The organism is Micromonospora sp. HB375, assembly GCF_017872985.1.
In the GTDB taxonomy this organism is placed as follows: domain Bacteria; phylum Actinomycetota; class Actinomycetes; order Mycobacteriales; family Micromonosporaceae; genus Micromonospora; species Micromonospora chalcea.
On record NZ_JAGGJO010000001.1, the window covers coordinates 1,131,697 to 1,158,081 of the forward strand.

Genomic DNA, 26,385 nt, shown 5'->3' on the forward strand with positions numbered 1-26,385 from the left:
GGACCGTCCCGGCTCAGCCGGCCACCGGCGGGCGGGGCGCGGGCACCCGTGAACCGACCAGCCCGGCCGCCCGGTGGTGCCGGCGGGCAGCGGGCGGCAGGCCGACCAGGAACTCGGGGAACATGCCGAAGAAGATCCGGGCGCTGCGCAACTCCAGCGTGTGCGCCGGTGACCACCGCACCGAGTTCGTCGCCCGCGCCCAGTGGTGGGTCCACCGCACGTCACCGAGCAGGGCGACCGGGAAACCGCGCTGCCACGCCCGCAGGCCCAGCTCATGGTCCTCGTAGTAGAGGAAGAAACGCTCGTTCCATCCGCCCAGCTCGACGAGGTCACCGGTGCGTCCGGCGACCGCCGCCCCCATCAGCCAGGCGACGTAGCGGACCTCGCCCGGCTCGGCCACCATCCGGTACGACTCGTGCAGGCGGGACAGCGGCCACAGCTTCCGGTTGCCGAGCTTCGCGGTGGCGTACGGGAAGCCACGCCCGTTTGGTTGCGGGGTCCCGTCGGTGGAGAGCAGTTGGGGCGCCACCAGTCCGCCGTGCGCGTCCAGGTGCCGCGCGAGCGCCTCCAGCCCGTCCGGGCGGACCTCCAGGTCCGGGTTCGCGAAGAGGACGTACCTGCCGGCGGCCTCGTGCAGCGCGACGTTGTTGGCCCGGGAAAAGCCCACGTTCTCCGGCAGCCGGACGACCCGCGCGCCCAGCTCCCGGGCCACCGCCGCCGAGTCGTCGGACGACGCGTTGTCCACCACGATCCACTCGTACGGCTTCTCGCCGCGCCAGCAGCGGCGCAGCGTGTCGGCCGAGTTGTAGGTGACAGTCACGACACTCCACGGGTGTCCCGTCATCACGCTCTCCGAACTGTCAGATAGCTGAGCAGGGTCGCGAAGCCGAACCGCTTGCCGGTCCACTGCCGGCGGGCGGCCGGCCCCTGCCGCAGGCCGTGTCCCACGCCGCGCAGGAACGGCCGCAGCAGGCCCTGGCGGGCCCGCCGGGCGGCGAGCGCGACGTGCGCCAGCGCGAGGACCGGCAGCGCGACGAGCAGCAGCGGCCAGGTGAGGGTGCGCGCCGCGACCAGGAGCCGGTTGCGGGCCAGGAGGAACGCCCGGAATCCCTGCAGCCGGTCGTCGCCGTCGACGCTGTGCCCACCGGCGTGCGGCAGCATCAGATCCAGCGCCCGGGTACGAACCCCCGAGGCGTGGAGCCGCAGGGCGAGGTCGGCGTCCTCACCCCAGGCGAACAGGTGCTCGTAGAACCCGCCGAACCTGCGGTACAGCTCGGTGGGGAAGACCGCCGCGCCGCCGGACGGGCCCAGTGGCGCCCGTGCCGTCGTGGCGGACCGGTCGATGAACAGCGAGACCGGATTCAGGTCGATGCCCACGTACTCGCCGCCGTGCATGGCCAGGCCGACCGCGACCGGGGTGCCGGGGTCCTCCGCGACGGCGGCGCAGATGCGGGCCAGCGCGCCATCGGGCAGCCAGACGTCCGGATTCAGCAGCAGCACGTGGCCGGTGGTGGTGGCCGCGACGGCCCGGTTGCAGCCGGCCGCGAACCCCGGGTTGGACGAGTCGGGAAGGTACCGGTACCGGTCCTGGTCGAGGCAACCGGCGATGATCTCCGCGCAGCCGTCCTCGGGCCAGTTGTCGGCGAAGACGAACCGCACCGGCAGCCCTTCGGCGCTGCGTACCCAGGTGGGCAGCGTCTCGGCGAGCATGCCGGCGGACCGGTAGAGCACCGTGACGACAGTCAGTTCCACGGCGGTCACCGCAGCGACCGGTACAGGCTCTGCCAGCGCGTCACGCACCGGTCGAAGGCGTACTCCTGGGCGTACCACTCGGCCATACCCCGCCGCTCCTCGGCGGGCCCGGCCTGGGCCAGCGCCCGGCGGACGGCGCCGGCCAGCGCGGCGGGGCTGGGGTCGGCCCGGACGGCGAGCGTGCCGGTGGCGTGCCGGGTGACCTCGGCCAGCCCGCCGGCCCCGGTGTGCACCACCGGTACGCCCAGGGACAGCGCCTCCAACGCGCTGAGCCCGAACGACTCGACCCGCGACGGCACCAGGAGGCAGTCGATCCCGCGGAGGAAGTCCGCCGCGACGACCCGGCCGACGAGTTCCAGGTTCGGCCGGGCCGCGATCGGCAGCGAGCCGGCCCCGGCGACCCGGACGTCCATCTCCGGCAGGTGCGCGGCGGTCTCGGCCAGCAGGTCCGCGCCCTTCTCCCGTTCCAGCCGGCCCAGGTAGCCGACCACTGGACGCCGGTCGGACGCCGGCGCGTCGGCGGGTTTCGGGGCGGGCCAGTCGGCCGGCAGCGGGTTGGGGATCAGGTGGACGTTCCGGACGCGGCCCCGCTGACGCAGCTCGGTGGCCTCGAACTCGGACACCGCCACCGTCGCGTGCGGCCGGAGGCGGCGCATCGCCAGGTCCAGCGTGATGTTGGACTGGGTGGCGGCCCTCTGCTGCCACGACCCGGCGGTGTCCCGGTACTGCCAGAGGCTGTTGTGCAGGGTGACCACGAGCGGGGTGCGGTCCAGGCTGAGCGCGGCCCGCGCGTGCATCGCGGCGGACAGCAGGTGGGCGCAGACCACGTCCGGCTTCACCTCGCGGACGAGACGGCGGATCTGACGCGCGTAGCCGAGGTCGATCCGGCTGGTCGCGCCCAGCCCGACCCACGGCACCCCGGCCTCGCGCAGCGACCGGCCCACCTCGTCGTCCGAGGTGGCGGCCACCACGTCGACACCGGTACGGGCGTGCGCCGGCACCAGCTCGGCGAGCATCCGTTCCGCGCCGCCCAGCTGCCGCCGCCCGGAGCCACCGGTCGTGCAGACGAAGAGCACCTTCACGACGCACGCAGCCCCGCGACGGCCCCGCGCGCGATCGCGCGGCGCACGGAGTCGCGGCCCACCGCCGCCCGCAGCAGGATGCCGCAGACGTACGCGGTGGCCGCCACGCGACCACGGCGGCCGCCCAGGTCCCGGCTGGCCCGGATGAACTCCCGGGTACGCCGCTCGGAGATCTCCTCCGCCGACCAGCGCCGCTTGGCGGTCGCGTCGTCCTCGTGCATGATCACGGCGTCCGCCACGTACGCCAGCCGTTTGCCCTGCCGGCGTACCGCCCAGCACAGCCGCATGTCCTCGGAGTAGAAGAACGACGTCTCGTCGACTCCGCCGATGGCGTCGAAGGTGCTGCGCCGCAACGCGACGAACGGCCCGGTCAGCCAGTCCGCCTGCTCCGGGGGCGCGACGATCCGCAGGCGCGGCACCACGAGGCTCAGCCCGGTGGCGTGGCCCAGCCCGACCCCCATGGTCAGGAACCGGCCGCCCTCGGTCTGCGGCACGCCCTCCGGCGTCACCACAGCGGGGAAGGCGGCGCCCACCTCCGGGTCCTCCAGAGCTGTCAGCAGCCGGGCCACCGCGTCACCGTGCACGACGATGTCGTTGTTGGAGAGGATGACGTGCGCCCTGCTGGTGTGCCGTACGCCGAGGTTCATGCCGCGGGCGTACCCCAGGTTCGAGCCGGACTGGACGTAGGTGACGCCCTGCTGGGCGCAGAACTCGCTCAGCGCCTCGCGGATCTCCGCCGAGCTGCCGTTGTCCACCACGACGATCTCGGCCTCGGCGGGCAGGGACAGCACGCAGTCGCGGGTGCGGTGGAAGTCCTCCCAGGCGAGAACCACGATCGAGACGTCCAACTCACACCATCCCAGGATTCGGCGGCTGCGCCCGGCGCAGGCTCGCTCTCGACGCGAACGCGTGTACGGCGTAGGCGAGCGAGGAGGCGACCGCCGCCCCGACCACACCGGCCCACGGGATGACGCCGAGGTATGCCGGAACCGCGACCGCCGACGTGACCACGGCGACCACAGTGGTCGCCCTCTCACCCCGCCGCTTCAGCAGCAGGGCGCTCCAGCTCTTTCCGGCCGCCGTGGCCAGCGAGCCCGGCAGGAGCAGCAGCCCGAGGAGCCAGGCGTGCCGGTACTCCGGCGCCAGGAAGCCCAGCACGCCGAGCCCGACGATCGCGGCCAGGGCGATCGGCAGGGCCGCCGTCACCACCGCCCGCGTCGGGTCCGGGCCGTTCCCGCCGTCCCGGTCGGCGAGGATGCGCTGTGCCCGCACCACGGCTCCGGCCTGCGCGAACTCCAGGGCGGCGACCGCCAGCGCGTAGACGCCGAGCGGACCGGCCCCGGCGAACCGGGCCACCAGGACCTGGTTGAACCGCAGCGTCATCATCTGCGCGAAGATGCCCAGGTGCAGGCTCCCGGCCGCGAGCAGGTCGGCCCGGAGGTCCGCGCCGGTCGAGGTGGGCGCCGGGGCCGCGCCGGCCCGCCGCAGCCGGACCAGGACCAGGCCGCACACGGCGAAGGCGCTGAGCCACTGCACCGCGAGCCACACCATGCTCCACACGCCGCCGTCGAGCCGGCCGGCGGCGTAGAGGGCGGCGTACCCGGCGACCAGGACCGCGCCGCTCGCCGCGCGCATCGCGTAGACCAGCCGGAAGCTGCGCTGCCGCAGGGCGAGCGACGAGACCGTGTTGAACACGGTCAGACCCACCGCGGACCCGACGCCGACCAGATAGGCGCCGACGCCCGCCGCCGCGGTGAGCAGCGCGGCGGCGACACCGGAGAGGAGTACGGCGACGCCGAGGATCGCGATCACGTACGCCCGTCCCCGGGACTGCACCCAGCCGGCCGGACGCGAGATGAGGAAGGTGTCGAGCGACAGCCCGCCGACGGCCGCGCCGAGCGTCGCGCTCACCATGTTTGCCGACAGTTCGCCGCGCTCCGCCGCGGGCAGCGCCACCGACATGACCGCCGCCAGGCCGGTCAGTCCCAGCGCGCCGAGATAGAGGCGCTCGGGCGCGACGAGCCGCCGCAGCAGACCGGCCGCCCGGCGCCCGGACGGAGGCGTCGTGCCGGGGTCCGACGAGGACTGCGCGGCGTCGACCAGCGAACCGCCTGTCACTCGTCGCCCCCGAACGGTGCGGCACAGGTGCGGGTACTGCGGTAGTCGGGCAGGAGCCCGGCCGTACGCGCGTGGGCCAGGCTCGGCGCGGCGGCGTCCCGGGCCGACAGCACCGGCGCCTCGGCCGGCCAGTCGATCGCCAGGTCCGGGTCGAGAGGGTGCACCGTGTGCTCGGCGCCCGGGTTGTAGGTGGTGGAGCAGAGATAGCTGAGCGTGGCGTCGTCGGTCAGCGCGCAGAAACCGTGCCCCAGGCCCTCGCTGAGATAGACGGCTCGCCGGTCGACGTCATCCAGCCGCACCGCCTCCCACCGGCCGAACGTCGGCGAGCCCACCCGGATGTCCACCACCAGGTCGACCACGGCCCCGCGTACGCAGGTCACGTACTTGGCCTGGCCGGGCGGGACGTCGGCGAAGTGGATGCCGCGGACCACGCCCCGCGCGGAGACGGACAGGTTGCCCTGGGCCAGCCGCAGCGGACGCCCGACCACCTCGGCGAGCCGGTCGAACCGGTACCACTCCATGAACAACCCGCGGGAGTCGCCGTGCTGCCGGGGCGTGATCTCCCACGCCCCCTCGATACTCAGCGGCCGGATCTTCATCCTTCGGTCCCGCTCCGCTCGGCCAGCAGGCCCAACAGGTATTCGCCGTAGCCGCTGCGGGTCAGCGGATGGGCGAGCACGCGCAGCCGCTCGTCGTCGATCAGCCCGGACCGCCAGACCACCTCCTCGACGCAGCCGATCTTCATGCCCTGGCGCTCCTCGATCACCCGGACGAACTCCGCGGCCTGCATCATCGAGGTGAACGTGCCGGTGTCCAGCCACGCCGTGCCCCGGTCGAGGACCGTCACGGTCAGCTCGCCCCACGCCCGGTACGTCTCGTTGACCGCCGTGATCTCCAGCTCGCCGCGCGCGCTCGGCGTCAGCTTGCGGGCGATGTCGACCGCCCGGTTGTCGTAGAAGTAGAGGCCGGGCACCGCGTACCGGGACCGGGGACGGGCCGGCTTCTCCTCGATCGAGAGCACCCGGCCGTCGGCGTCGAACTCGACCACGCCGTACGCCTGCGGGTTCGCCACCGGGTACGCGAAGACCCGGCCGCCCGCCGGTTCGCCGTGCTGGGCGAGCTGCCGGCCGAGCCCGACGCCGTGGAAGATGTTGTCGCCGAGGATCAGCGCCACCGACTCGTCGCCGATGAAGTCCGCGCCGAGCACCAGCGCCTGCGCGATGCCCTCCGGACGGGGCTGTTCGGCGTACGCCAGCCGCAGCCCCCACTGGCTGCCGTCGCCGAGCAGCCGCTCGAACTGGGCGCGGTCCTCCGGAGTGGTCACCACCAGGATCTCCCGCACGCCGGCCATCACCAGAGTGGAGAGCGGGTAGTAGACCATCGGCTTGTCGAACACCGGCATCAGCTGCTTGGAGACGGCCCGGGTGATCGGCCACAACCGGGACCCGGTGCCGCCGGCGAGAAGGATTCCACGCACTCGCGGAGACTACCCGTGACGCCGTCACCACCGTGGCCCGTCGACGTCCCGCCTGCGCTGCGGGTACGGCGTAGACTCCTCCACCCGTGAGGATCCTCGTCACCGGCGGCGCCGGCTTCATCGGGTCGGAGTACGTGCGGATGCTGCTGGGCGTGCCCGGCGGCGACGCGGCCGGGGTGCCCGCGACGGCGCCCACGGCGCTCACCGTGCTGGACAAGCTCACCTACTCCGGCAACCTGGCGAACCTGGCCCCGGTACGCGACGACCCGCGCCTGCGCTTCGTGCACGGCGACATCTGCGACGCGGCGCTCGTCGACGAGGTGGTGCCCGGCCACGACGTGATCGTCCACTTCGCCGCCGAGTCGCACGTGGACCGCTCGATCACCGGCGCGGCGCCGTTCGTCACCACGAACGTGCTCGGCACCCAGACGCTGCTGGACGCCGCGCTGCGTCACGGCGCCGGCCGGTTCGTGCACGTCTCCACCGACGAGGTGTACGGCTCGATCGACTCCGGCTCCTGGACGGAGGACTGGCCGCTGTCGCCGAACTCGCCGTACTCCGCCTCGAAGGCCGGGTCCGACCTGCTGGCGCTGGCCTACCACCGCACCCACGGCCTGGACGTGGTGGTGACGCGCTGCTCCAACAACTACGGGCCGTACCAGTACCCGGAGAAGGTCGTCCCGCTGTTCGTGACGAACCTGCTCGACGGCGGCACCGTGCCGCTCTACGGCGACGGCGGCAACGTGCGGGACTGGCTGCACGTGCACGACCACTGCCGGGGCGTGGCGATGGTCCAGGAGAAGGGGCGGGCCGGCGAGGTCTACCACATCGGCGGCGGCACCGAGCTGACCAACAGGCAGCTCACCGAGCGGCTCCTGGCCGCCTGCGACGCCGGCTGGGACCGGGTCGTCCCGGTCACCGACCGCAAGGGCCACGACCGCCGCTACTCGCTGGACATCAGCAAGATCAGCGACGAGCTGGGGTACGCCCCGACCATCGACCTCGACCGGGGGCTGGCCGAGACCGTGCGCTGGTACCGGGACAACCGGGCCTGGTGGGAACCGCTGAAGACGGCCGGCCACCGGTGACCCGGGTGCTCGTCACCGGCGCGGGCGGCATGCTGGGGCGGGACCTGCTCGCCGTGCTGCGGACCCGGCCGGACCTGTCGGTCACCGCCGCCACCCGCGCCGGCCTCGACGTCACCGACGCCCACGCCGTCCGGGACGCGGTGAGCGGGCACGACGTGGTGCTCAACGCCGCAGCGTGGACCGACGTGGACGGCGCGGAGACCCGCGAGGCGGACGCCACGGCTGTCAACGGCGACGCGGTCGCCCACCTGGCCCACGCCTGCGCCGGGTCCGGCGCGCGCCTGGTGCACGTCTCCACCGACTACGTGTTCGCCGGGGACGCGGTCGAGCCGTACCCGGAGGACGCCCCGACCGGCCCGGTCAACGCGTACGGGCGCGGCAAGCTCGCCGGGGAGCTTGCGGTGGCCCGGCTGCTGCCCGAGACCGGGTACGTGGTGCGTACCGCCTGGCTCTACGCCACCCACGGCCGCAACTTCGTCACCACGATGCTGCGGCTGGCCGCCGAACGCGACCGGCTCGACGTGGTGGACGACCAGCGCGGGCAGCCCACCTGGTCGTACCGTCTCGCGGAGCGGCTCGTGGCGCTCGCCGACGCGGCGCTGGCCGGCGACGCGGCGCCCGGGACGTACCACGGCACCGCCGCCGGCGAGACCACCTGGTACGGCCTGGCCCGCGCCGTGTTCGCCCTGCGCGGCCTGGACCCGGACCGGATCCGGCCCACCACCAGCGACAGTTTCCCGCGCCCGGCGCGGCGTCCCCGCTACAGCGTGCTCGCGCACGGCCGGTGGGCCGCGGCGAAGCTGCCGCCGCCGGGGGACTGGTACGCCGACCTGGCCGAGGCGCTCAGCCTCCACCGCCCCGGAACACCTCGCTGACGGTACGCAGCACGATCTTGATGTCGAGCCAGAGCGACCAGTTCTCGACGTAGTAGTTGTCGAACCGCGCCCGGTCCGAGATCGGCGTGTCCCCGCGCAGGCCGCTGACCTGCGCCAGCCCGGTGAGCCCGACCGGTACGCGGTGCCGCATCGCGTAGGTCGGGTACTCCACCGAGAACTTCTCCACGAAGTACGGCCGCTCCGGGCGGGGCCCCACCACGCTCATCTCACCGCGCAGGATGTTCCACAGTTGCGGCAGCTCGTCCAGCGAGGTGCGCCGCATGAACCGCCCGATCGGCCCGACCCGCTGATCGTGGGCGATGGACCAGGTCGTCTGCGACTCGTGCTCGTCCTCCGGGCGCATCGACCGGAACTTGATGACGTGGAACGGCTTGCCGAACCGGCCGATGCGCTCCTGCCGGAAGAACACGCCCCGGCCGCCGTCGAGGAACGTGGCGAGGGCGCAGAGCAGCAGCAGCGGGCTCAGCACCACCAGCGCGGTCACCGCGAAGACCACGTCCGAGGCCCGCTTGAGCCGCCACCGGGGGCCGGTGAGCGTGGTGTCGCCGATCTTGACGATCGGAATGGCGCCGATGTGGTCGGGGTAGCCGCCCTGCGACCGCGAGCCCCACAGCCGGGGCACCGCCCACAGGTCACACCGCGAGCTGGCCGGACGCAGCAGCGACTCCATCAGCTCCGACTCGGAGCAGTCCGGGTCGGCGATGACCAGGACCTCGCACTCCAGCATGTCGGTGAGCTTCTCCAGGTCGTCGATCGTGCCGATCAGCGGCAACGCCCCCATGCGGGGCCTCGACGGGGCGTCCACCGCGCCGACGAACCGCAGCCCGTACTGCGGGTGGCGGCGCAGTAGCCGGGCCAGCTCCCCGCCGATCGGACCGCCGCCGATGACGATGGTGTTGCGCTCCACCCACCGGCGCTTACGGGCCAGCAGGACGAGCCGGCTGTTCAGCGCGCGCCCGACGATCACCAGGCCGGCGGAGAACGCGACGCCCTGGACGAAGCCGCTCACGTGCGGCACCGAGTCGTGCCGCAGCGCCGCGATGATCGCCACCACCGCGCCGGAGGCCAGCAGCCGCCCGCCGAGGCTCGGCAGCTCGTCCAGGATGCTGATGTGCCGGCGCGGCCGGTACAGTCCGCCCGCCGCGAAGAAGCCCACCGTCAGGGCCGCGTTGGCCAGCGTGCCGCGCCAGTAGTTCTGGGTCAGCAGCAGCGGCGCGAGCAGCGCCGCCACGTCGATGGGCGCGGTCACCATCCACGCGCGCACCCATCGGGTACGCGTCGACGCCCGCGACCCGGCGTAGGGCAGGACCGTTGTCGTGTCCAGGCCGCTGTTCATCGGCGGATCGCTCGACGGCGCGGCCGGATGCTCGAACGCCGGAAGGCGTGGCATTGTCGATCCTCCCCCGTGACGCCGCCGGCCCGGATGCGGAGACCGACGACGATCGCAGGATACGAGCGGCCCCGCCGCGCCGCCACCACCGGCATGGCAGATCGACGTCCTACTTTCCGCTGACGGCGAGAATCTCCGGGACCGAGTCGCGGCGGACCGCGTCGAACAGCGTCTTCGCGCGCGCCGGATCCGGGAACACGACGCTCTCGCTGCCGACCCGGCCGGTCCCCTTCACCGGGCAGGTGAAGAACGTCAGATTGCCGCTGCGCAGGCCACGCATCTCCATCGCGAGGTCCACCAGAGACAGTGATTTGTCGACGGCCACCGAGTTCGACGTGGCGCGGACGAACGAGTTGAGCTTCGCCGGGTTGGTCATCACCCCGCCCGAGGCGGCCTTGTCCAGAATGGCCTTGATCACCTGCTGCTGGTGCCGGATGCGGGCGAAGTCGCCGTCGGGGAAGGCGTGCCGTTCCCGCGCGTAGTCGAGCGCGGCGGCGCCGTCCATGGTCTGGCGGCCCTTCTTGAACGTCCGCGTGCCGATCAGCGAGTAGTTCGTGGTGAACCCCTTCTCCACGTCGATCTCGACACCGCCCAGCGCGTCGATGATCTCCTTGAAGCCGGCGAAGTCCACCATCGCCACGTTGTCCACCCGTACGCCGCTGAACTTCTCCACCGTCTGCACCATCAGCGGCACACCGCCCCAGGCGTACGCGGCATTGATCTTCGCGTCGCGACCGCCGCGACCCTCCTTCGACTTCGGGACGGCCGTCCAGGTGTCCCGCGGGATCGAGATGAGCTGGGCGCTCGACCGGTCCTTCGGCAGGTGGGCCAGGATGATCGTGTCGCTGCGCGAACCGCCGGTGCTCTCCGGGTCGCGGGAGTCGCTGCCCAGGATCATGATGTTCATGGCGCCCTTGACCTCGACCTGCGGGCGCGACTCCTCCGGTACGCCCTCGAAGGCGTCGACCCGTTCGATCGACTTGTCGACGGAGCGGTAGTACAGGCCGCCGGCCAGCGCGCCCCCGCCGGCGAGCAGCACCATCACGAGCAGCACGATCAGGGCGATCCGGCGGCCCCGGCGACGGCGCGGCGCCTTCTCCCGCACCGGCTCGCCCGCCTCCACATCGGAGACCCCGGAGCGGGCGTCGGAATCGGCGAGCTGATGGCGATCTGACATGCTGCGATGCTACTGATTCGCGCTGCGCCGCGGGGGGACCCTCGGACGGCAGGCGGTGGGCCTCGGCACCGGTCGGCGAGCCGCACGACCGGCGTGCCGGGCCTTGCCGTGAGGAGCGTCACGGATCGATGATGGTGAGGCAGCCAGGTCGACCGAGGAGTCGAGATGCAGGTTATCCACCAGCCCCGGGTGGCGTGGGACGCGGCCCGCGTCATCGGCGCGTCGATCCACGACGAGGAACTGTTCCGCTGGCTCTACCGTGTACTCGGCGATCTGCTCGGCCCCGCCACATGGGCGGCCCTCGACGAGACCCGCGACCGGGTCCGTTGGTCCGGCGACGAACGGATCCCGGTCGAGACCGGAGTGTGGCGCGTCCGCCTGGAGGACTCGCTGCGCGGACGCCCCGACCTCGCCGACGAGCTGGCCGGCATCGTCGCCACCGCCCGCGCGGTCCGGCCGTACTAGCCGCCGCGCCGGTTTAGCTTTCGCTTAGCTCGCTTGTCCGGCGGCACGCCGGTCCGGCAGCATCGACCGGCGTGACCGACGGCACCGTACCCCACCCGCCGACCGACGACCACGCGCCCGCCAGCCGTGCGGCCACGCGCCGTCGCCGGCTCGCCGCCGCCGGTCTGGTCACCGTCGCGGCGGCGGTCGCTGTCGCCCTCGCGGTACGCGGCGGCGCCGCCCCCGCCTGCGCGGCCCCGCCTCCACCCGCCGGCGTCCCGGTCCTGGCGGCGGGTCCACTCGGCGCCGCTCCGCCCGTCGGTGGGACGACCCGCAGCGGCAAGGCCACCTTCTACGACTCCGCGGGCGCCGGCGGCAACTGCTCCCGCCCCGCCGCCCCGGCCAACCGGATGTACGTCGCGCTCGGCCCGGGCGAGTACGCGGCCGACGCCTCCTGCGGCGGGTTCCTCGACGTCACCGGTCCGCGCGGCACGGTCCGGGTGCTCGTCATGGACCAGTGCCCGGAGTGCGCCCCCGGCCACCTCGACCTGTCCGCGGAAGCGTTCGCCCGGATCGCCGACCCGGTGCAGGGCGTGGTGAAGGTCAGCTACCGGGCCGTGGTGAACCCGCCGCTGCCCGGGCCGCTCACCTTCCGCATGAAGGAGGGCTCGTCGCAGTGGTGGTTCGCCGTCCTGGTCGGTGACCACGGCAACCCGCTGCGCTCGGTCGAGGTCCGGCAGAACGGATCGTGGCGGGCGGCCCAGCGGCAGGACTACAACTACTGGCTGATCGATTCCGGCGCCGGCCCCGGCCCGTACACGATCCGGGTCACCGACGTGTACGGCAACCGCGCGACCGCCACCGGCGTCCGGATGCTCCCGGGCCAGGTGCAGCGCAGCGCGGTCCGGATGTACGGCGCGAAGCCCGCCGCCACCACACCGACCCCGAAGGAGTCCCGCCCCACCCCTCCGACCCCCACCACGACCCCGTCCACCCCCACCCCCGCGGCCCCCACGTCAGCCCTCGCGGACCCCGTCGTGCAGGCAGCCGCCACCCCACCCACCCCCACAAGCTGCGCCTAGCCCTCGCCCGCCCCTCGCCCCCGCCCTCGCTGATCTTGCACTTGGGGACCCGTGCGTGTCGTGAATGCCCGATCTGCCGGGGCCATGAGTGCAAGATCGGCGCGGCGGGGGCGGGGGGAGGCGGGGCGGGGCGAGGTGGGGAGGGGGTCAGGTTGGGGTGGGGAGGTCCAGCCACATGAGGATCTCGTCGCGGGCGTCGGTGGCGGACAGGCGCAGCGCGGCGGGGAGGCGGCCGATCTCGCGGTAGCCGAGGCGCTTGTAGAAGCGGTCCAGCCCCAGCCCGTCGCGGACCGTCACGTGCAGCGCCGCCAGGCCCAGCCCTCGGGCGATCCGCTCGGCCTCGCGCATCAGCGCCGCGCCGTGGCCGCGCCCCTGCGTGTCGGGGTGCACCATGACGCGCTTGAGCACCCGCCAGTGCGTCTTGAGGTGGAACCGGTTGTCGGCGATGACCAGCACCGCGACCAGCTTTTCGCCCTCGTGGCCGACGAGTAGCCGGTCCGGCCCGTCCGCGACCTCGTCGAGCGTGGAGGTGGCGAGCGGGCGTACCTCGTCGGCGGTCACGGGGGCGACGAAGCCGACGGCGCCGCCGGCGTTCGTCACGTCCACCCAGAGCGCGATGATCTGTTCGCGCAGCTCGGGGGTCAGGTCGGGGTCGAGGGAGAAACGCAGGTCCACGCCGTAATCCTGCTCGTGGCGGCGCGGTGCGGACCCGCGTTCGTGACCTTCCCGACAGTCGCCGGTGCGCGTGGCACCGGCGACTGGTAGGGCCGGCGGGATTCGAACCCGCACTGGTGCGGACCTAAACCGCATGCCTCTGCCGTTGGGCTACGGCCCCTTCATCGTGACCACCGCCCGCGGACCGGTGTCACAGCCTCCGGATCGTAGACCACATTCGGGGTCACCACTGCGGCGCGGCCGTCACGAGCCGGACCGCGCGCCGACCTCAGTCGAGCCCGAGATCCCGGCGCAGCTTGGCGACGTGGCCGGTGGCCCGCACGTTGTAGAACGCCTGCTCGATCTTGCCGTCCTCGTCCACGACGAACGTCGAGCGGATCACGCCGGTGACCGTGCGGCCGTACATCTGCTTCTCGCCGAACGCGCCGTACGCGGTCAGCACCGCCTTGTCCGCGTCGGAGACCAGCGGGAACGTGATCGCGTCGCGCTCGCGGAACTTCGCCAGCTTGGCCGGCTTGTCCGGCGAGATGCCCACCACCTCGTAGCCGGCGGCCTGCAGGGAGGCGAGGGAGTCCCGGAAGTCACATGCCTGCTTGGTGCAGCCGGGCGTCATGGCGGCCGGGTACGCGTACAGGATGACCTTGCGGCCGCGCAGGTCGGCCAGGGAGAGCGTCCCGCCGTCGTCGGTGGGAAGGGTGAATTCGGGGGCGGGGTCGCCGGGCTTGAGGCGGTCGGTCATGGCGGTGACGATACCGCCGGGCCGGTGCGCTCGGCGGACGGCGACGCGCGGACGCGGTGACGGCCATCATGAGGTTGTTGCCAGATATTGGCAACAGTGCCTTCCTGGAAATACGCTGAGCGTGTGGACACCCTGGCGATGCACATCTCCAACGGGATCATCAACGGTCCGGTCGCCGCGATCTTCGCGGCTCTCGCCCTCGCCGCGCTCGCGTTCTGCGTGATGCGGGGCCGAGCCGACCTCGACGACCGGCTGGCCCCGATGGCCGGGCTGGTGGCGGCGTTCATCTTCGCCGTGCAGATGCTCAACTTCCCGATCTTCACCGCCGGGGTCAGCGGCCACCTGCTCGGGGGCGCGCTCGCGGCGATGCTCGTCGGCCCCTGGGTCGGCGCGCTCTGCGTGGCCGTGGTGCTCATCGTGCAGGCGCTGGTCTTCGGCGACGGCGGCGTGGCGATGCTCGGCCTCAACATCACCAACATGGCGCTGCTCGGCACCGCCGCCGCGTACCTGCTGATCGCGCTCCTGCTGCGTGTGCTGCCGCGTACCCCGGCCGGCCTGGCGGTGACCGCGTTCGTGTCCGCGCTGGTCAGCGTGGTGGTCGCGTCCCAGGGCTTCGTCCTGCAGTACTGGCTGGGCGGCACCACCGACCTCGGCGGCAACCTGACCGGCCTGGCCGGCACCATGGCCTTCGCCCACCTGCTGATCGGCATCGGCGAGGGCCTGATCACCGCGACCACCGTGGTCACCGTGGCGAAGGTCCGGCCCGACCTGGTGTACGCGCTGCGCGCCCTCAAGCCGGTCACGCCGGCTCCCGCCGTCCCGGTCGCCGGAGGTGCCCGATGAGCAAGCGTCAGTGGCCGTTCCTTCTCGGCGGCCTGCTGGTGGCGCTGCTGCTGGCGGGCGTGGTCAGCAACTACGCCTCCTCGCACCCGGACGGGCTCGACTCTTCGCTGCTCAAGGGCTGCACGGTGAACGCCGACGACGAGATCACCGGCGGCAGCTGCCCGGCCCAGGAGGCGAAGGACCACGAGCTGGCGGACAGCCCGCTGGCTGACTACGGCGTACGCGGAATCGGCAACGACTTCGTCTCCACCGGCCTGTCCGGCGTGCTCGGCGTGCTGCTCACCTTCGCGTTCGGCGCCGGCCTGTTCTGGCTGGCCCGCCGCCGCCGCGGCCCCGCCACGCCCGCCGCGCCCGCCACGTCCGCCGGCCCCGCCGCGCCCGCCCCGACCACCGCGAGCGCCGACCCGGCGGACGACGCAGCGACCCCGTCCACCGGCAGCCGCTGACCATGGGCGCCGGGCACGCGCACGTCCTCTACCGCGAGTCCGGCTCGCCGGTGCACCGCCTTCCACCCGAGGTGAAGATCGCCGCGATGGTGCTGTTCACCGTCGCGGTGGTGGCCACGCCCCGGGAGGCGTACTGGGCCTTCGGCGGGTACGCGCTCCTGGTCGCCGTGGTGGCCGCGCTGGCCCGGGTCGGCCCGCGCTGGCTGCTCAGCCGGGCGCTGATCGAGCTGCCGTTCGTGCTGTTCGCGTTCGCGCTGCCGTTCCTCGGGGCGGGGGAGCGGGTCGAGGTGGCGGGGCTCGCCCTGTCCGTCGACGGGCTGCACGGCGCGTTCAACATCCTCGCCAAGGGCACGCTCGGCGTACTCGCGTCGCTTCTGCTGGCGGCGACCACGACGACGCGGGACCTGCTGCTCGGCCTGGACCGGCTGCGGTGCCCGCAGATCCTCACCCAGATCGCCACGTTCATGCTGCGCTACCTGGAGGTGCTGGTCGGCGAGGCCCGCCGGATGCGGGTGGCGCGGGTGTCGCGCGGCGACGACCCGCGGTTCCTGTGGCAGTTGCGCGGCTTCGCGGCCGGGGTCGGCGCGCTGTTCCTGCGCGCGTTCGAGCGCGGCGAGCGGGTTTACCTGGCGATGCTCTCGCGGGGCTACACCGGCCGGATGCCGGCGGTGTGGCAGGGGGCCGGCGCGGCCACCGCCGGCCAGTGGGCGGTCGCCGCGACGGTGCCGGCGATCGCGGCCACCATCGCCGCCGTCGCGCTCGTCCTGCAATGATCGGGTACGTGCAGCAGCCGCCCTCCCTCGACGTCAGCGGCGTCCGGTACGCGTACCCGGACGGTCACGTCGCCCTGCACGGCGTGGACCTGACCGTGCCGCGCGGCGATCGGGTGGCGCTGCTCGGGCCCAACGGCGCCGGCAAGACCACGCTCGTGCTGCACCTCAACGGCATCCTCACCCCGACCGAGGGCACGGTGAGCGTCGGCGGCCTCACCGTCACCCGGGACCGGGACACGCTGGCCGAGGTACGCCGCCGCGTCGGCATCGTCTTCCAGGACCCGGACGACCAGCTGTTCCTGCCCACGGTCGCCGAGGACGTGGCGTTCGGCCCGGCCAACCTGGGCCTGCGCGGCGCCGAGCTGGCCGCCCGGGTCGACGAGGCGCTCGCGGCGGTCGGGATGAGCGAGCACCGGGACCGGGCCCCGCACCACCTGTCGTTCGGGCAGCGGCGCCGGGTGGCGGTGGCCACTGTGCTGGCCATGCGCCCGGAGATCCTGGTGCTGGACGAGCCGTCGTCGAACCTCGACCCGGCCGCCCGCCGGGAGCTGGCGGAGATCCTGCGCGCCCTGCCGGTGACGCTGCTCATGGTCACGCACGACCTGCCGTACGCGGCCGAGCTGTGTCCCCGCTCGGTGATCCTGGACGGCGGCCGCATCGTCGCCGACGCCCCGACCGCGGACCTCCTGTCCGACGAGGCGCTGCTGACGGCCCACCGCCTGGAACTCCCCTACGGCTTCGCCCCTCGCCCGTCCTGACCCCGCCCTAGCCCCCCCCCGCCGCGATCTTGCACTTTCCGCCCGGTCATTCCGGGCAAAAAGCCGCACGCCCGGGGCGGCAACTGCAAGATCGCGCCGCCCGGGGGGGTGAGTGCGGCGGGAGTGGAACGTGATGGGTGTGTCGAGGGGGGTTTGACACCCGTGGTGTTCCACTCGGGCTGCCCGGCGCTCGCAGATGGTCAGGGCGTGGGGGTTGGGTGGGGGGTGGGGCGGGCTGCTCTTGCTGCGGTGCGCAGGCGCAACAGGCCCGCCGCGACCGCGCCGGCTCCCGTCGCCAGGCCGACCACTACCAGCACCCGCACCAGGACCGGCGGGCCGGCGGCCGGGGGGATCGCGCGGGACAGCGCGGCGAGGTTCGTCACCCCGGCGAACACCGTCAGGCACGCGCCGGCCAGCGCCAGCACGAAGTCGGCGGCCGGGCGGCGGGCCAGCGCGTACCCGCCCGCGGCGAGCGCGCCGAGGCCGGTGAGCAGCGTCCACACCTGCCCGGTGAACAGTTCGGCGAGCATTCCGCCGGGGCCCGGGGTGCCGGTGTCGAACGCCCGGGCGACGGTGAGCGCCACTGTCGCCGCGCCGCCCAGGGCGAGCAGTGCGCCCACTCCGCGCAGCGCGCGTACCCCGGCGGTCGTGCCGCCCGGCGCGAGCCCGGCCGCGCCGATCACCAGGAAGCCGAGCGTGGCGGCCACCCACCAGGGGTACGGGTCGGGCGGCGGCACCCAGTCCAGTGTGCCGCGTACGGCTCCGGTGGTGTCACCGGCGCGCAGCGGCACCGTCCAGTCGCGTACCCGGTGTTCCCGCTCCGGGTCGGCGGCGACGGCGGCCGGCGGCGCGTCCTCCCGCCACAGCGTGCGCTGGTCGTGCCAGCGGGCGGTGGGCCCGTCGTCGATCCGCCGCCAGTCCGGCGCGGCGGCCGGGTTCGCCTCGGCCGGCAGCCGGGTCTCGCCGGCCAGCGTCCGGTTCAGGTACGTGGCGGGGGAGTGGACGTTCTCGTACACGCCGCCCGGGCCGACGCGCAGGTACGGCTCGCCGGAGTAGCCCATCACCGTGACGTCGGCGCCGGTGTCGTTCGTCAGCTCCAGCCGTGCGCCGGCCTCCACCATGCGGGCGCTGAGCCCGGGGCGGTCGGGCTCGACGCCGGTGATCGTGGCGCGGTAGTCGGTGCCGTCGGGCGCGTCCGCGCCGTGCGCGGCGGCCGGCGCGGCGAACGTGAGCAGGGCGACGGCCGCGCCGGTGAACACCAGCGCGGCCCGGCGCAGGGGTGCGGGGATCACTTCCCGGCCGCCTCCACCGCTGCCCTGATCCCCTCGGGGCTGCGGTCCCGCAGCTCACTTCCGTTGATCTTGATGGTCGGGGTCCCGGTCACGCCGGCCTTGCTCGCCTCGTCGGTGACGTGCTCGGTCCACGACCGGTACGTGCCGTCGGAGACGCAGGACGCGAACTCGTCCCGGTTCAGCCCGACGCCCGCGCCGATGTCGACCAGCTCGTCGTTGCTGAGCCCGGCGCCGCCCTCCGGCGGCTGCTTGGCGAAGAGCTGGTCGGTGAACTCGCGGAACTTGCCGCCCTGCGCGGCGCAGCCGGAGGCGGCCGAGGAGCGGGTGGAGTACTCGGTGGTGGAGAAGCGGTTGAGGAAGGCGACCGGGTGGAACACCAGCTTGGCCTTGCCCTCGGTGACGAGCTGGTTGAGCGTCTCGCCGTTGATCTGCTGGAACTGCTTGCAGGCCGGGCAGAGGTAGTCCTCGTACAGGTCGATGGTGACCGGCCCGGTGCCCTGGACGATGCCGGTGCCGGCGTCGTTCGCGCCGGGCGGCGCGGTGAAGTCGTCCGACTTCTGGCTGGAGTAGACGGCCCAGCCGATGCCACCGGCGATGACCAGCACCAGCACGGCGGCGATCGTGGTCCAGAGCGTGCGCTTGCGGCGCTTCTCCCGGGCGATCTGCTCGCGTACCACCCGCGCCGCGTCCCTGCGGCCCTTGCGGCTACTCATCGGTGTCCTCCACGGTGTCGTCGCCGGCCAGCCAGCCGTCCACCGAGAACGGCGTGCGGGGCCAGATCAGCAGGAACCCGGCGAGCGCCAGGAACCCCAGGTCCCGGAGGATCTCCGGGAGGTAACTGGGTGTCTCGCCGGCGGCGAGCTGGCCGCCGCTGCCGAAGCACCCGCAGTCGATGGCCAGGCCGCGCGCCCAGGCCGAGGCGATGCCGGCGATGAAGACCACGAGCAGCACCGCCGAGATCCCGGCGCTGACCCGGGTGGCCAGCCCGGCGAGAAGCAGCAGACCCAGGGCCAGCTCGACGAAGGGCAGCGCCGCGCCGATCACGGTGGCCAGCTCGTACGGCATCACCTGGTAGGCGTTGACGGCCCGGCCGGAGGCGGCGAGATCGCCGACCTTGGTGCCGCCGGCGATCAGCCAGACGGCGGCCAGTCCGAGGCGGGCGGCGACGCCGAGCCAGGGGCGCAGGGTCTGCCAGCGGCCGGCCGGGGAGGGGGAGGGGGTCACAGTCATTCGTCGTCCGAGCGTCACGAAAGGTTCCCGCTATCCGGTCATCGTGTCGCCGACGGCGCCGACCAGTTCGTCCCGGGCGCGGGCCACCCGGGAGCGGATGGTGCCCACCGGCACCCCCTCCACGTCGGCGGCCTCGGCGTAGGACAGGCCGAGCAACTGGGTGAGCACGAACGCGGAGCGCCGCTCGGCCGGTAGCCGGCGGACCAGGTCGGTGGCGCCGAGCTGACCGGCCGGGTCCGGGTAGGGGCGGTCGGTGGCGGCCTGGGCGGCGAGTCGCGCGTCGAGCCGCCGGCGGCGTACCACCGTGCGCAGGTGGTCGGCGCAGGCCCGGCGGGCGATGCCGAGCAACCAGGTACGCACGCTGGAGCGCCCCTCGAAGCCGGGCAGCGCCCGGAACGCCCGCAGGTACGTCTCCTGGGTCAGGTCGTCCGCGCTGTCCGGGTCGACGAGCGCGGCGGCGAAGCGCCACACCTCGGCCTGGGTGGCCCGGACGAGGGCGGCCTGCGCGTCGCGGTCCCCGTCGCGGGCGGCGAGCGCCCAGCCGGTGGCCGTGTCCCGGACAGCCTCGGCGGCCGCCTCGGGGCGGTCGTCGGCGGTGTCACGCGAGCCGGGGATCACGTCACCCGAGGTTACGCGGCGTACCTGGAGGGGACAGGGTCCTTCGGCCCATTCCGTGGTCCCGCACACGCCGGGAACTTTTTCCCGCCGCCGTCCGACTACCCTCCCATGACCTCCGAGCAGGCCCGGCGTGGCGCGCGCCGCCGCGCCGGGTGGGCGCTCGGTCACGCCCGCCCGGGACCGGCTCGCCGGATCGGCTCCGGTTCGGGAACCATGGCGGTCATGACTGCTGCCGTACGCCGCCCGTCCCGGGCCGTCGCCGCCCGATCCGGGGCCGTCGCCGGGCTGCTGCTCCTGCTGGTCGCCCTGCTGCTCGTCCCGGCCACCCCGGCCAGCGCCCACGCGGTGCTGGTGAGCAGCAGCCCGGCCGCCTCCGCCGTGGTGCCCGACGCGCCCGCGCAGGTGGTGATCACCTTCAGCGAGAGCGTCCGCAAGGTGCCCGGGAAGGTCCGCGTGATCGCCCCCGACGGCTCGCGGGCCGACCGGGGCGAGCCGACGTTCCAGGGCGCCGAGGTCACCATCCCGGTGGACCCCGGCGCGGGGCGCGGCACCTATCTGGTGAGTTACCGGGTCATCTCGGCGGACAGTCACCCGGTCTCCGGCGCCTTCACCTACTCCGTCGGCGCGCCGTCCGAGCCGCCGACGGACAGCGGCACCGACAACCGGGCGAACCCGGTGACCGAGACCGCGGTGAAGGTGGCGAAGTACGCCGGCTACGCCGGGTTGCTGCTGCTCGTCGGCCCGGCGCTGGTGCTGGCCGCGCTCTGGCCGCGCCGGCTGTCCCGCCGCGGCCCGGCCCGGCTGGCCTGGACCGGGCTGGGCGTGCTGGCGGTGGCGACGCTGGCCGAGATCTGGCTCCAGGTGCCCTACGTCAACGGCGGCGGCCTGTTCGACGTGACCGGCTCCGGGCTCGGCGACGTGCTCGGCAGCGCGTACGGCACGACCCACCTGGTCCGGCTGGGCCTGCTCGCCGCGGCGGCGTTCCTGCTCCGGCCGCTGTTCGCCGGCCCGGTCGGCCGCACCGACGGGATCATCCTCGCCGTTCTCGGCGGCGCCGCGCTGTTCACCTGGCCGCTCGCCGGGCACGCGGCGGCCTCGCCGGCCCCGGCCGTGTCGGTGGTGGTGGACGCGGTGCACCTGGGCGCCATGGCGGTCTGGCTCGGCGGCCTGGTGATGCTCGCGGTGTTCCTGCTGCGCCGGGCCGACGAGCGCGAGCTGGACGCGATCCTGCCGATCTGGTCCCGCTGGGCGGCGCTCGCGGTGGCCGCGCTGCTGCTGGCCGGCACCGTGCAGGGGCTGATCGAGGTGGCCAGCCTCCAGGCCCTGATCGACACCACGTACGGGCAGCTGCTGCTCGCCAAGATCGCGCTGTTCGCGCTGGTGATCGGCGTGGCCGCGTACTCCCGGGCGCTGGTGCGGCGGCGCGTCGCCGCCGGACGGCCGGGCTCGATGCGGCGGGCGGTGGTGGCCGAGCTGGTGATCACGGCCGTGGTGCTGGGCGTGTCGGCGACGCTCGTGCAGACCACACCGGCGCGGACCGCTGTCGCGGACGCGCCGGGCGCCTCGCCCGGCTACTTCTCCACCACGCTGAGCAGCCCGATCTACTCGCTGCAGGTCGAGCTGGACCCGGCCGAGACCGGCAACAACTCGATGCACCTGTACGCCTACACCCCGGACAACCGGCCGCAGCCGGTGCAGGAGTGGAAGGTCACCGCCGCCCTGCCGTCGGCCGGGATCGAGCCGATCACGGTCCCGCTGCTGCCGTTGAGCGACAACCACGCCACCGGGGAGGTCAACCTGCCGGCCCGTGGTGACTGGCAGTTGCGCATCACCGTCCGCACGTCCGACATCGACCAGGCCACGGTGACCGCCACCGTGCCGATCAAGTAACGGGAAGGTCCCACTGATGATCCGTCTCCGGCGCTCCGCGACCGTCGCCGCGCTGACCCTGACCGCCGTCGCCACGACCGTGCTCGGCCTGGCCGGGCCGGCCTCGGCGCACGTCACGATCAACCCGGCCGAGGGCAAGCAGGGCGGCTACGGCCGGTTCGCCTTCCGGGTGCCGAACGAGAGCGACACGGCGTCGACGGTCAAGGTCGAGGTGAACCTGCCGGAGAACGCACCCGTCGGTTCGGTGTCCACGATGCCGGTGCCGGGCTGGACGGTGGCGGTGGAGAAGCGCAAGGTCGACCCGCCGATCGAGGTGCACGGCAGCCAGCTCACCGAGGCGGTGTCGAAGCTCACCTTCACCGCGGCGCCGAACGGCGGCGTGAAGCCGGGCGAGTTCCAGGAGTTCCCGGTGTCGATGGGCCCGCTGCCGCAGGTCGACACGATGGTGTTCAAGGTGCTCCAGACGTACTCCGACGGCAACGTCTCCCGGTGGATCGAGGAGCCGACGCCGGGCGCGGAGGAGCCGGAGAACCCGGCGCCGGTGCTCAAGCTGGCCGCCGCCGAGAACGCGCCCGCCTCGCCGGGCGCGAGCGCGCCGGCCGCCGCGGCGGCCGACGACGATGACGACGACGCCGGCTCCGGCGCGGCGACCGCCCTCGGGGTGGCCGGTCTGGTCGCCGGACTGGCCGGCCTGGTCCTCGGCGGTCTGGCGTTCGCGCGTACCCGGCGGGAGCCCGCGGCGAAGTCCTGAACGCGAGCGACGCACCGGCCCGGCGGAACGATCCGCCGGGCCGGTCGCCGTCCCGGCCGGGTGCCGCCGATATCCGGCGATCGGCCGACCCGCGTCGGTAAGGTCTGGCGGGTAGTTGGCTACCGAGAGGGACGACGCGAATGCGTTTCGCACGCACGATCGCCGGCATGGTGCTGCTGGCGCTGGGGGTTCCGGCCCTGCTGGCCGGCGCCGGCCTCTGGCTCGCGGCCGGGCATGCCGACCCGGACGGCGGTTTCGGCGCCCGGTTCGAGCCGGTCCGCACGCCCGCCCGCGCGGTGCTGGTGACCGACGTGGACGCGCTGCTGCGCACCGACCTGCCGGTGGCGCGCACCGGGCAGGCCCGGCTGCACCTCACCGCGCGGGACGACCACGGCCCGGTCTTCCTCGGCCTCGCCCCGGCCGACGAGGTGCGGCGGTGGCTGGCCGACGTCCCGCACAGCACCGTGCGCCGCGTCGCCGTCACCCGGGGCCCGCTTCCGGTCGATCTCGACCCGGCCACCGCCGGCGACGGCGTCGCCGTGCCGCTGGCCCAGCCCTTCTGGGTACGCGAGGGCATCGGCTCGCTGGAGTGGAGCCCGGCCGAGCTGGGTGGCCGGTCGTTGAGCCTGGTCGTGATGCGCGTGGACGGCGCCGACGGGCTCGACCTGCGGATGCGGGGCGAGCTGCGGGCCGGCTGGTTCCCCGGGCTGGCGTGGGCGCTGCTGACCGGCGGGACGCTGGTGGTGGTCCTCGCCGTGGTGGTGCTGCTGCGGCCGCTGCGGCCGCGTGAGGTGGTCTTCGTGGTCGAGCCGGACCAGGTGCCGGTGCTGGCCGGGCGCCTCGGCGTCACCTCGCTGAGTGGGCTGGGCCGGCAGCCGGGTCCGGCGTCGCGGCCCGAACGGCATCTGGTGGCGGTGGGCTCGGGCGCCCACGGGCGGACCCGCGCGGCGATCGCCCCGCCGCCCGGCCGGTGCCCGGACGACCAGGACTGACCGGAAGAACCGAACGGCCCTCCGCGCTGCCGACGCGGAGGGCCGTCCTCACCGGGGGATCGGTGCTACCTGGGAGAAATCTGAGGTAGTTGAGACCAGATTAGCGCTGATCGCCGTTTGTTGCGAGGTGTGTCCGTTCAGTCCGTGTTATCTGAGGTTCGTCCCGGTGGTGGCGGATCGGGAGCGCCACCAGCAACAGCAGGCTGAGCAGCACGTACACGTTGCGCACGACGAAGTCGACCGGGTCGTCCGTGTGCACGATGGCGGTGCCCCAGTCCTGGAACGTCACCAGGCCGTACACGATCGGCAGGCCGACCACGGCGGCCAGCGCGAACAGCCCGCCGCGACGGCGCGCCCCGGCGGGCGTCGCCGGATCGGCGTCCAGCGCCGCGTCGACGAGCACCACCACGGCGGGGATGAACCAGTAGAGGTGGTGGATCCAGGTGATCGGGCTGACCAGCCCGCCCACCAGGCCGGTCACTGTGAGCCCCACCAGCGCGTCCCCGGCGCGCGCCGCCCGCGCCGCGCGCCACAGGCCGAACGCGGCCACCGCCAGCGCGAGCAGCAGCCACAGCAGCCGGTCCGCCTCGGCCGACGCGGACAGGCGGCTGAGCAGCCCGAACAGCGACTGGTTGCCGGTGTAGTCGGTGCGGCCCACCCGGTCGGTGGCCCACAGCTCGTGGGTCCAGAACCGCCACGAGTCACCGGGCGCGACCGCCGCCGCCAGCAACGTGGCCGCCGCCGCGGTCGCCGCCGCCACCGCCGCCGCCCGCCACTTGCGGGCGACCAGCAGGTAGAGGACGAAGATGCCGGGGAAGAGCTTGAGCGCCGCGGCCAGTCCCACGCCCACGCCGGCCCAGCGTCGCCCCTGGGGTACGGCGAACAGCAGGTCGGCCAGGATCAGCACCACCAGCAGCATGTTGATCTGCCCGAGCGTGAGCGTCTCCCGGGTGCTCTCCACCGCCAGCACCAGCAGCACGGCGACCGTCAGCCCGAACCCGCGCGGCAGGTCGTGCCGCCGCAGCACCGGCAGCACCAGCCAGCGGGTCGTCACCACCACGGCGGCCACTGTCAGCACCACGAACGTGGCGACCGCGACGCCGAGCCGCAGATAGCCGAACGGCAGCAGCAGCAGCGCCGCGAACGGCGGATAGGTGAAGTAGAGCGCGCCCTGCACCCGGTCCGGCTGGACGTAGTCGTAGAGCGGATGCCCGGCCGCCCACCAGTCCATCGCCGACATGTAGATCTTCTGGTCGTAGTAATCGTGGCGCAGGTTGGGCAGGTAGAGCGCCGGCAGGATCGCGACCAGCGCCAGCACCGCTACGACCCGCCGGACCGTACGCGCGCCCACGTCGCCGCGGGCGACGGCGGGTGGGGCGGCGGGTTCGGCTGGCACGCAGGAAACCCTAGCGGTCCACGTCGGCCACCGTGCCGAGGCGCGGGCGGGTCGGCGGCGCGTAGTCTGTTCCGGTGGCTGATCTTCTCGTCTGGATCGACTGTGAGATGACCGGGCTGGACCTGCGGCGGGACGCGCTGATCGAGGTCGCGGCGCTGGTCACCGATCCCGATCTCAACGTGCTCGGTGACGGCGTCGACGTTGTGATCCACGCCGACGACGAGGTGCTCGACGGCATGCCGGAGATCGTGCGCAGCATGCACGCCAAGTCCGGGCTCACCGAGGAGGTACGCCGCTCCACGGTCACCCTGGCCGAGGCCGAGGACATGGTGCTCGACTACGTGACCAGCTACGTGAAGGACCCACGTACCGCGCCGCTGTGCGGCAACTCGATCGCCACCGACCGGGGCTTCCTGGCCCGCGACATGACCCGGCTCGACGCCCACCTGCACTACCGGATGATCGACGTGTCGTCGATCAAGGAGCTGTGCCGGCGCTGGTACCCGCGGGTGTACTTCGGGCAGCCGCAGAAGGGCCTGGCCCACCGGGCACTCGCCGACATCCGGGAGAGCATCCGCGAGCTGGAGTACTACCGGCGGACCGTGTTCGTGCCGCTGCCGGGCCCGGACGTCGAGGCCGCGAAGGCGATCGCCGCCCAGCTCTGACGCCCGCGCCGAACCCGGTGGACGGGGTCGGCCGGAGTGTGGCTATTATTAGTCCGCGCACCGCCCGGGCAACCGCAAGCGGCGAGCATGGTGGCTGTAGCTCAGTTGGCAGAGCACCGGGTTGTGGTCCCGGTTGTCGTGGGTTCAATTCCCATCAGTCACCCCGATAGTGGATCTGCTCCACTGCCTGATCACGCCCCCTCCTCCGAGGGGGCGTGAGTCGTTTCAGGGGCACCGCAGGGGAGTCGTGGCCCCGCCAGTGCGCGTCTCCCCTGCGGAAGGCGTTCGAACTCCGGCTGGAAATCGACGCGATGTGCTTCCTGTCCGAAGAAGCACGCCTACACTGGGGTGGTACATAGAGCCGATCAGTCCGCGGATGTGGTCGGAAGTCGGGCCGAGGACTCCCGGGGCAGACCGGGACCTCGGCCCCGCGCATGTTCACAGTCAGTGCAGCTCGATCTCGGACATCCTCAGTGTGGGCGTCAGCGGAGCGAGCAGCTGGACCGCTGCAGTCATGGACGCCACGGCCTGGACCATCTTGCGCCGTTCGCCGTCGGTCGCGTCCCGGTAGTGAACGCGGGCCCGGGGCGTCGGAGCCAGCCTGGCAGCGTCGAACCTGACCATTTCGACCTCGCCGGTCTGTATCACCGCCGCTGCGAGCACGTAGATGCCGCTGCGGTCGGGCCGTTGACGCATCGACTCGTCGAGCCAGGCCGCGCTGCTCATCTGACCACCTCAACGACCGGCTGACGGAAGGTCCATGGCGCGCCCGGCCATGAGGGGAACGAGCGCGGTCCCGACAAGACATGGC

At 73.5% G+C, this 26,385-nt stretch carries 29 protein-coding genes and 2 tRNA genes; 13 read left to right on the forward strand and 18 right to left on the reverse strand.

All coding sequences use genetic code 11. The features are described 5' to 3' along the window. Positions 1-13 precede the first annotated feature (13 nt). Genes J3R08_RS05490 through rfbA form a run of 7 tightly spaced genes read right to left on the reverse strand, consistent with a single transcriptional unit; the run spans position 14 to position 6,429 of the window. On the reverse strand, positions 14-844 hold the full coding sequence (locus tag J3R08_RS05490) for a glycosyltransferase family 2 protein (RefSeq protein WP_209960251.1): 831 nt from the start codon (positions 842-844) through the stop codon (positions 14-16). Then, positions 844-1,752, reverse strand: coding sequence for a glycosyltransferase family 2 protein (locus J3R08_RS05495; protein WP_244206178.1), 909 nt, complete (start codon positions 1,750-1,752; stop codon positions 844-846). Before J3R08_RS05495 ends, J3R08_RS05490 begins: the two co-directional genes overlap by 1 nt. 5 nt (positions 1,753-1,757) lie before the next feature. Continuing rightward, positions 1,758-2,834, reverse strand: coding sequence for a glycosyltransferase family 4 protein (locus J3R08_RS05500; RefSeq protein ID WP_209960252.1), 1,077 nt, complete (start codon positions 2,832-2,834; stop codon positions 1,758-1,760). Beyond that, positions 2,831-3,682, reverse strand: coding sequence for a glycosyltransferase (locus J3R08_RS05505; protein ID WP_113971887.1), 852 nt, complete (start codon positions 3,680-3,682; stop codon positions 2,831-2,833). Before J3R08_RS05505 ends, J3R08_RS05500 begins: the two co-directional genes overlap by 4 nt. 1 nt (position 3,683) lies before the next feature. Further along, a complete protein-coding gene (locus J3R08_RS05510) occupies positions 3,684-4,952 on the reverse strand; it encodes a hypothetical protein (RefSeq protein WP_233607867.1) in 1,269 nt (422 codons plus the stop codon). Then, a complete protein-coding gene (locus J3R08_RS05515; RefSeq protein WP_064446934.1) occupies positions 4,949-5,551 on the reverse strand; it encodes a dTDP-4-dehydrorhamnose 3,5-epimerase family protein in 603 nt (200 codons plus the stop codon). The genes J3R08_RS05510 and J3R08_RS05515 overlap by 4 nt, the downstream gene beginning before the upstream one ends. Beyond that, positions 5,548-6,429 carry a glucose-1-phosphate thymidylyltransferase RfbA gene (rfbA, locus tag J3R08_RS05520; RefSeq protein ID WP_043326169.1) on the reverse strand — a complete coding sequence of 294 codons (882 nt, stop codon included), beginning with the start codon at positions 6,427-6,429 and terminating at the stop codon, positions 5,548-5,550. The genes J3R08_RS05515 and rfbA overlap by 4 nt, the downstream gene beginning before the upstream one ends. Positions 6,430-6,515: 86 nt before the next feature. On the opposite strand from rfbA, the gene rfbB reads away from it, so the two are divergent. Both rfbB and rfbD read left to right on the forward strand, forming a co-directional pair. Then, positions 6,516-7,517 carry a dTDP-glucose 4,6-dehydratase gene (gene rfbB, locus J3R08_RS05525; protein WP_064446935.1) on the forward strand — a complete coding sequence of 334 codons (1,002 nt, stop codon included), beginning with the start codon at positions 6,516-6,518 and terminating at the stop codon, positions 7,515-7,517. After that, a complete protein-coding gene (gene rfbD / locus J3R08_RS05530) occupies positions 7,514-8,392 on the forward strand; it encodes a dTDP-4-dehydrorhamnose reductase (RefSeq protein ID WP_030501823.1) in 879 nt (292 codons plus the stop codon). Before rfbB ends, rfbD begins: the two co-directional genes overlap by 4 nt. On the opposite strand, the gene J3R08_RS05535 is transcribed toward rfbD, so the two are convergent. Both J3R08_RS05535 and J3R08_RS05540 read right to left on the reverse strand, forming a co-directional pair. After that, positions 8,361-9,803 (reverse strand): sugar transferase, encoded by a 1,443-nt coding sequence (locus J3R08_RS05535; protein ID WP_069087512.1) that lies wholly within the window; start codon positions 9,801-9,803, stop codon positions 8,361-8,363. The genes rfbD and J3R08_RS05535 overlap by 32 nt on opposite strands. 109 nt (positions 9,804-9,912) lie before the next feature. Next, positions 9,913-10,980, reverse strand: a complete 1,068-nt coding sequence (locus J3R08_RS05540) for an LCP family protein (protein WP_043326162.1) — start codon at positions 10,978-10,980, stop codon at positions 9,913-9,915. A 165-nt stretch (positions 10,981-11,145) separates the two neighbouring features. On the opposite strand from J3R08_RS05540, the gene J3R08_RS05545 reads away from it, so the two are divergent. Together J3R08_RS05545 and J3R08_RS32375 are read left to right on the forward strand one after the other, a co-directional pair. Beyond that, positions 11,146-11,445 (forward strand): hypothetical protein, encoded by a 300-nt coding sequence (locus J3R08_RS05545; RefSeq protein WP_043326160.1) that lies wholly within the window; start codon positions 11,146-11,148, stop codon positions 11,443-11,445. A gap of 71 nt (positions 11,446-11,516) precedes the next feature. Next, a complete protein-coding gene (locus tag J3R08_RS32375) occupies positions 11,517-12,506 on the forward strand; it encodes an expansin EXLX1 family cellulose-binding protein (protein WP_209960253.1) in 990 nt (329 codons plus the stop codon). 147 nt (positions 12,507-12,653) lie between these two features. Here J3R08_RS32375 and J3R08_RS05555 read toward each other — a convergent pair whose 3' ends face one another. The 3 genes from J3R08_RS05555 to bcp all read right to left on the reverse strand — a co-directional run bounded on the left by J3R08_RS05555 (position 12,654) and on the right by bcp (position 13,920). Then, positions 12,654-13,181 (reverse strand): GNAT family N-acetyltransferase, encoded by a 528-nt coding sequence (locus tag J3R08_RS05555; protein WP_064446937.1) that lies wholly within the window; start codon positions 13,179-13,181, stop codon positions 12,654-12,656. An 84-nt stretch (positions 13,182-13,265) separates the two neighbouring features. Then, a tRNA-Leu gene (locus J3R08_RS05560) sits at positions 13,266-13,341 on the reverse strand. A gap of 108 nt (positions 13,342-13,449) precedes the next feature. After that, a complete protein-coding gene (bcp, locus tag J3R08_RS05565; RefSeq protein ID WP_043326156.1) occupies positions 13,450-13,920 on the reverse strand; it encodes a thioredoxin-dependent thiol peroxidase in 471 nt (156 codons plus the stop codon). Positions 13,921-14,043: 123 nt separating this feature from the next. Between bcp and J3R08_RS05570 the strand changes: the two genes are divergently transcribed. Genes J3R08_RS05570 through J3R08_RS05585 form a run of 4 tightly spaced genes read left to right on the forward strand, consistent with a single transcriptional unit; the run spans position 14,044 to position 16,740 of the window. Further along, positions 14,044-14,763 carry an energy-coupling factor ABC transporter permease gene (locus J3R08_RS05570; RefSeq protein ID WP_043326154.1) on the forward strand — a complete coding sequence of 240 codons (720 nt, stop codon included), beginning with the start codon at positions 14,044-14,046 and terminating at the stop codon, positions 14,761-14,763. Continuing rightward, the gene (locus tag J3R08_RS05575) at positions 14,760-15,209 is read left to right on the forward strand and encodes a PDGLE domain-containing protein (RefSeq protein WP_209960256.1); all 450 of its coding nucleotides are present in this window, start codon (positions 14,760-14,762) and stop codon (positions 15,207-15,209) included. The genes J3R08_RS05570 and J3R08_RS05575 overlap by 4 nt, the downstream gene beginning before the upstream one ends. 2 nt (positions 15,210-15,211) lie before the next feature. Next, on the forward strand, positions 15,212-15,982 hold the full coding sequence (gene cbiQ, locus J3R08_RS05580; protein ID WP_043326150.1) for a cobalt ECF transporter T component CbiQ: 771 nt from the start codon (positions 15,212-15,214) through the stop codon (positions 15,980-15,982). After that, complete coding sequence (locus tag J3R08_RS05585) at positions 15,979-16,740, forward strand: energy-coupling factor ABC transporter ATP-binding protein (RefSeq protein WP_064446939.1); 762 nt, start codon at positions 15,979-15,981, stop codon at positions 16,738-16,740. The genes cbiQ and J3R08_RS05585 overlap by 4 nt, the downstream gene beginning before the upstream one ends. A gap of 200 nt (positions 16,741-16,940) precedes the next feature. Here the strand turns inward: J3R08_RS05585 and J3R08_RS05590 are convergent, their stop codons facing one another. The 4 genes from J3R08_RS05590 to J3R08_RS05605 are packed head-to-tail and all read right to left on the reverse strand — an operon-like array spanning position 16,941 to position 19,880. Beyond that, on the reverse strand, positions 16,941-18,032 hold the full coding sequence (locus J3R08_RS05590; RefSeq protein ID WP_280841865.1) for a hypothetical protein: 1,092 nt from the start codon (positions 18,030-18,032) through the stop codon (positions 16,941-16,943). Further along, positions 18,029-18,745, reverse strand: coding sequence for a thioredoxin domain-containing protein (locus tag J3R08_RS05595; protein WP_043326145.1), 717 nt, complete (start codon positions 18,743-18,745; stop codon positions 18,029-18,031). The genes J3R08_RS05590 and J3R08_RS05595 overlap by 4 nt, the downstream gene beginning before the upstream one ends. Next, positions 18,738-19,262, reverse strand: a complete 525-nt coding sequence (locus tag J3R08_RS05600; RefSeq protein ID WP_043326143.1) for a MauE/DoxX family redox-associated membrane protein — start codon at positions 19,260-19,262, stop codon at positions 18,738-18,740. Before J3R08_RS05600 ends, J3R08_RS05595 begins: the two co-directional genes overlap by 8 nt. Positions 19,263-19,292: 30 nt before the next feature. Further along, positions 19,293-19,880 carry a sigma-70 family RNA polymerase sigma factor gene (locus J3R08_RS05605; RefSeq protein ID WP_064446940.1) on the reverse strand — a complete coding sequence of 196 codons (588 nt, stop codon included), beginning with the start codon at positions 19,878-19,880 and terminating at the stop codon, positions 19,293-19,295. Positions 19,881-20,102: 222 nt separating this feature from the next. Here J3R08_RS05605 and J3R08_RS05610 point away from each other — a divergent pair, with 222 nt between their 5' ends. The 3 genes from J3R08_RS05610 (at position 20,103) to J3R08_RS05620 (ending at position 23,513) form a co-directional block, all read left to right on the forward strand. Then, positions 20,103-21,770, forward strand: coding sequence for a copper resistance CopC/CopD family protein (locus J3R08_RS05610; protein WP_043330589.1), 1,668 nt, complete (start codon positions 20,103-20,105; stop codon positions 21,768-21,770). A 16-nt stretch (positions 21,771-21,786) separates the two neighbouring features. Then, entirely contained in the window at positions 21,787-22,521 is a 735-nt protein-coding gene (locus tag J3R08_RS05615) for a YcnI family protein (RefSeq protein WP_043326141.1), read from the forward strand. A gap of 140 nt (positions 22,522-22,661) precedes the next feature. Beyond that, a complete protein-coding gene (locus J3R08_RS05620; protein WP_209960258.1) occupies positions 22,662-23,513 on the forward strand; it encodes a hypothetical protein in 852 nt (283 codons plus the stop codon). 100 nt (positions 23,514-23,613) lie between these two features. On the opposite strand, the gene J3R08_RS05625 is transcribed toward J3R08_RS05620, so the two are convergent. Further along, complete coding sequence (locus J3R08_RS05625) at positions 23,614-24,909, reverse strand: glycosyltransferase 87 family protein (RefSeq protein WP_209960260.1); 1,296 nt, start codon at positions 24,907-24,909, stop codon at positions 23,614-23,616. A gap of 74 nt (positions 24,910-24,983) precedes the next feature. Between J3R08_RS05625 and orn the strand changes: the two genes are divergently transcribed. Both orn and J3R08_RS05635 read left to right on the forward strand, forming a co-directional pair. Then, the gene (gene orn / locus J3R08_RS05630; protein ID WP_082931010.1) at positions 24,984-25,574 is read left to right on the forward strand and encodes an oligoribonuclease; all 591 of its coding nucleotides are present in this window, start codon (positions 24,984-24,986) and stop codon (positions 25,572-25,574) included. A gap of 90 nt (positions 25,575-25,664) precedes the next feature. After that, positions 25,665-25,737, forward strand: a tRNA-His gene (locus tag J3R08_RS05635). 281 nt (positions 25,738-26,018) lie between these two features. Here the strand turns inward: J3R08_RS05635 and J3R08_RS05640 are convergent. Next, on the reverse strand, positions 26,019-26,300 hold the full coding sequence (locus tag J3R08_RS05640) for a hypothetical protein (protein WP_069087504.1): 282 nt from the start codon (positions 26,298-26,300) through the stop codon (positions 26,019-26,021). Positions 26,301-26,385: the final 85 nt, after the last annotated feature.

What these genes read in the sequence shown, in the direction of transcription:
- J3R08_RS05575 (WP_209960256.1), top strand. Translation starts at nt 14,760, where the DNA reads ATGAGCAAGCGTCAGTGGCCGTTCCTTCTCGGCGGCCTGCTGGTGGCG.
- J3R08_RS05540 (WP_043326162.1), bottom strand. Translation starts at nt 10,980, where the DNA reads ATGTCAGATCGCCATCAGCTCGCCGATTCCGACGCCCGCTCCGGGGTC.
- J3R08_RS05600 (WP_043326143.1), bottom strand. Translation starts at nt 19,262, where the DNA reads ATGACTGTGACCCCCTCCCCCTCCCCGGCCGGCCGCTGGCAGACCCTG.
- cbiQ (WP_043326150.1), top strand. Translation starts at nt 15,212, where the DNA reads ATGGGCGCCGGGCACGCGCACGTCCTCTACCGCGAGTCCGGCTCGCCG.
- J3R08_RS05615 (WP_043326141.1), top strand. Translation starts at nt 21,787, where the DNA reads ATGATCCGTCTCCGGCGCTCCGCGACCGTCGCCGCGCTGACCCTGACC.
- J3R08_RS05610 (WP_043330589.1), top strand. Translation starts at nt 20,103, where the DNA reads ATGACTGCTGCCGTACGCCGCCCGTCCCGGGCCGTCGCCGCCCGATCC.
- J3R08_RS05640 (WP_069087504.1), bottom strand. Translation starts at nt 26,300, where the DNA reads ATGAGCAGCGCGGCCTGGCTCGACGAGTCGATGCGTCAACGGCCCGAC.
- J3R08_RS05535 (WP_069087512.1), bottom strand. Translation starts at nt 9,803, where the DNA reads ATGCCACGCCTTCCGGCGTTCGAGCATCCGGCCGCGCCGTCGAGCGAT.
- bcp (WP_043326156.1), bottom strand. Translation starts at nt 13,920, where the DNA reads ATGACCGACCGCCTCAAGCCCGGCGACCCCGCCCCCGAATTCACCCTT.
- J3R08_RS05595 (WP_043326145.1), bottom strand. Translation starts at nt 18,745, where the DNA reads ATGAGTAGCCGCAAGGGCCGCAGGGACGCGGCGCGGGTGGTACGCGAG.
- J3R08_RS05585 (WP_064446939.1), top strand. Translation starts at nt 15,979, where the DNA reads ATGATCGGGTACGTGCAGCAGCCGCCCTCCCTCGACGTCAGCGGCGTC.
- J3R08_RS05620 (WP_209960258.1), top strand. Translation starts at nt 22,662, where the DNA reads ATGCGTTTCGCACGCACGATCGCCGGCATGGTGCTGCTGGCGCTGGGG.
- J3R08_RS05515 (WP_064446934.1), bottom strand. Translation starts at nt 5,551, where the DNA reads ATGAAGATCCGGCCGCTGAGTATCGAGGGGGCGTGGGAGATCACGCCC.
- J3R08_RS05490 (WP_209960251.1), bottom strand. Translation starts at nt 844, where the DNA reads ATGACGGGACACCCGTGGAGTGTCGTGACTGTCACCTACAACTCGGCC.
- J3R08_RS05545 (WP_043326160.1), top strand. Translation starts at nt 11,146, where the DNA reads ATGCAGGTTATCCACCAGCCCCGGGTGGCGTGGGACGCGGCCCGCGTC.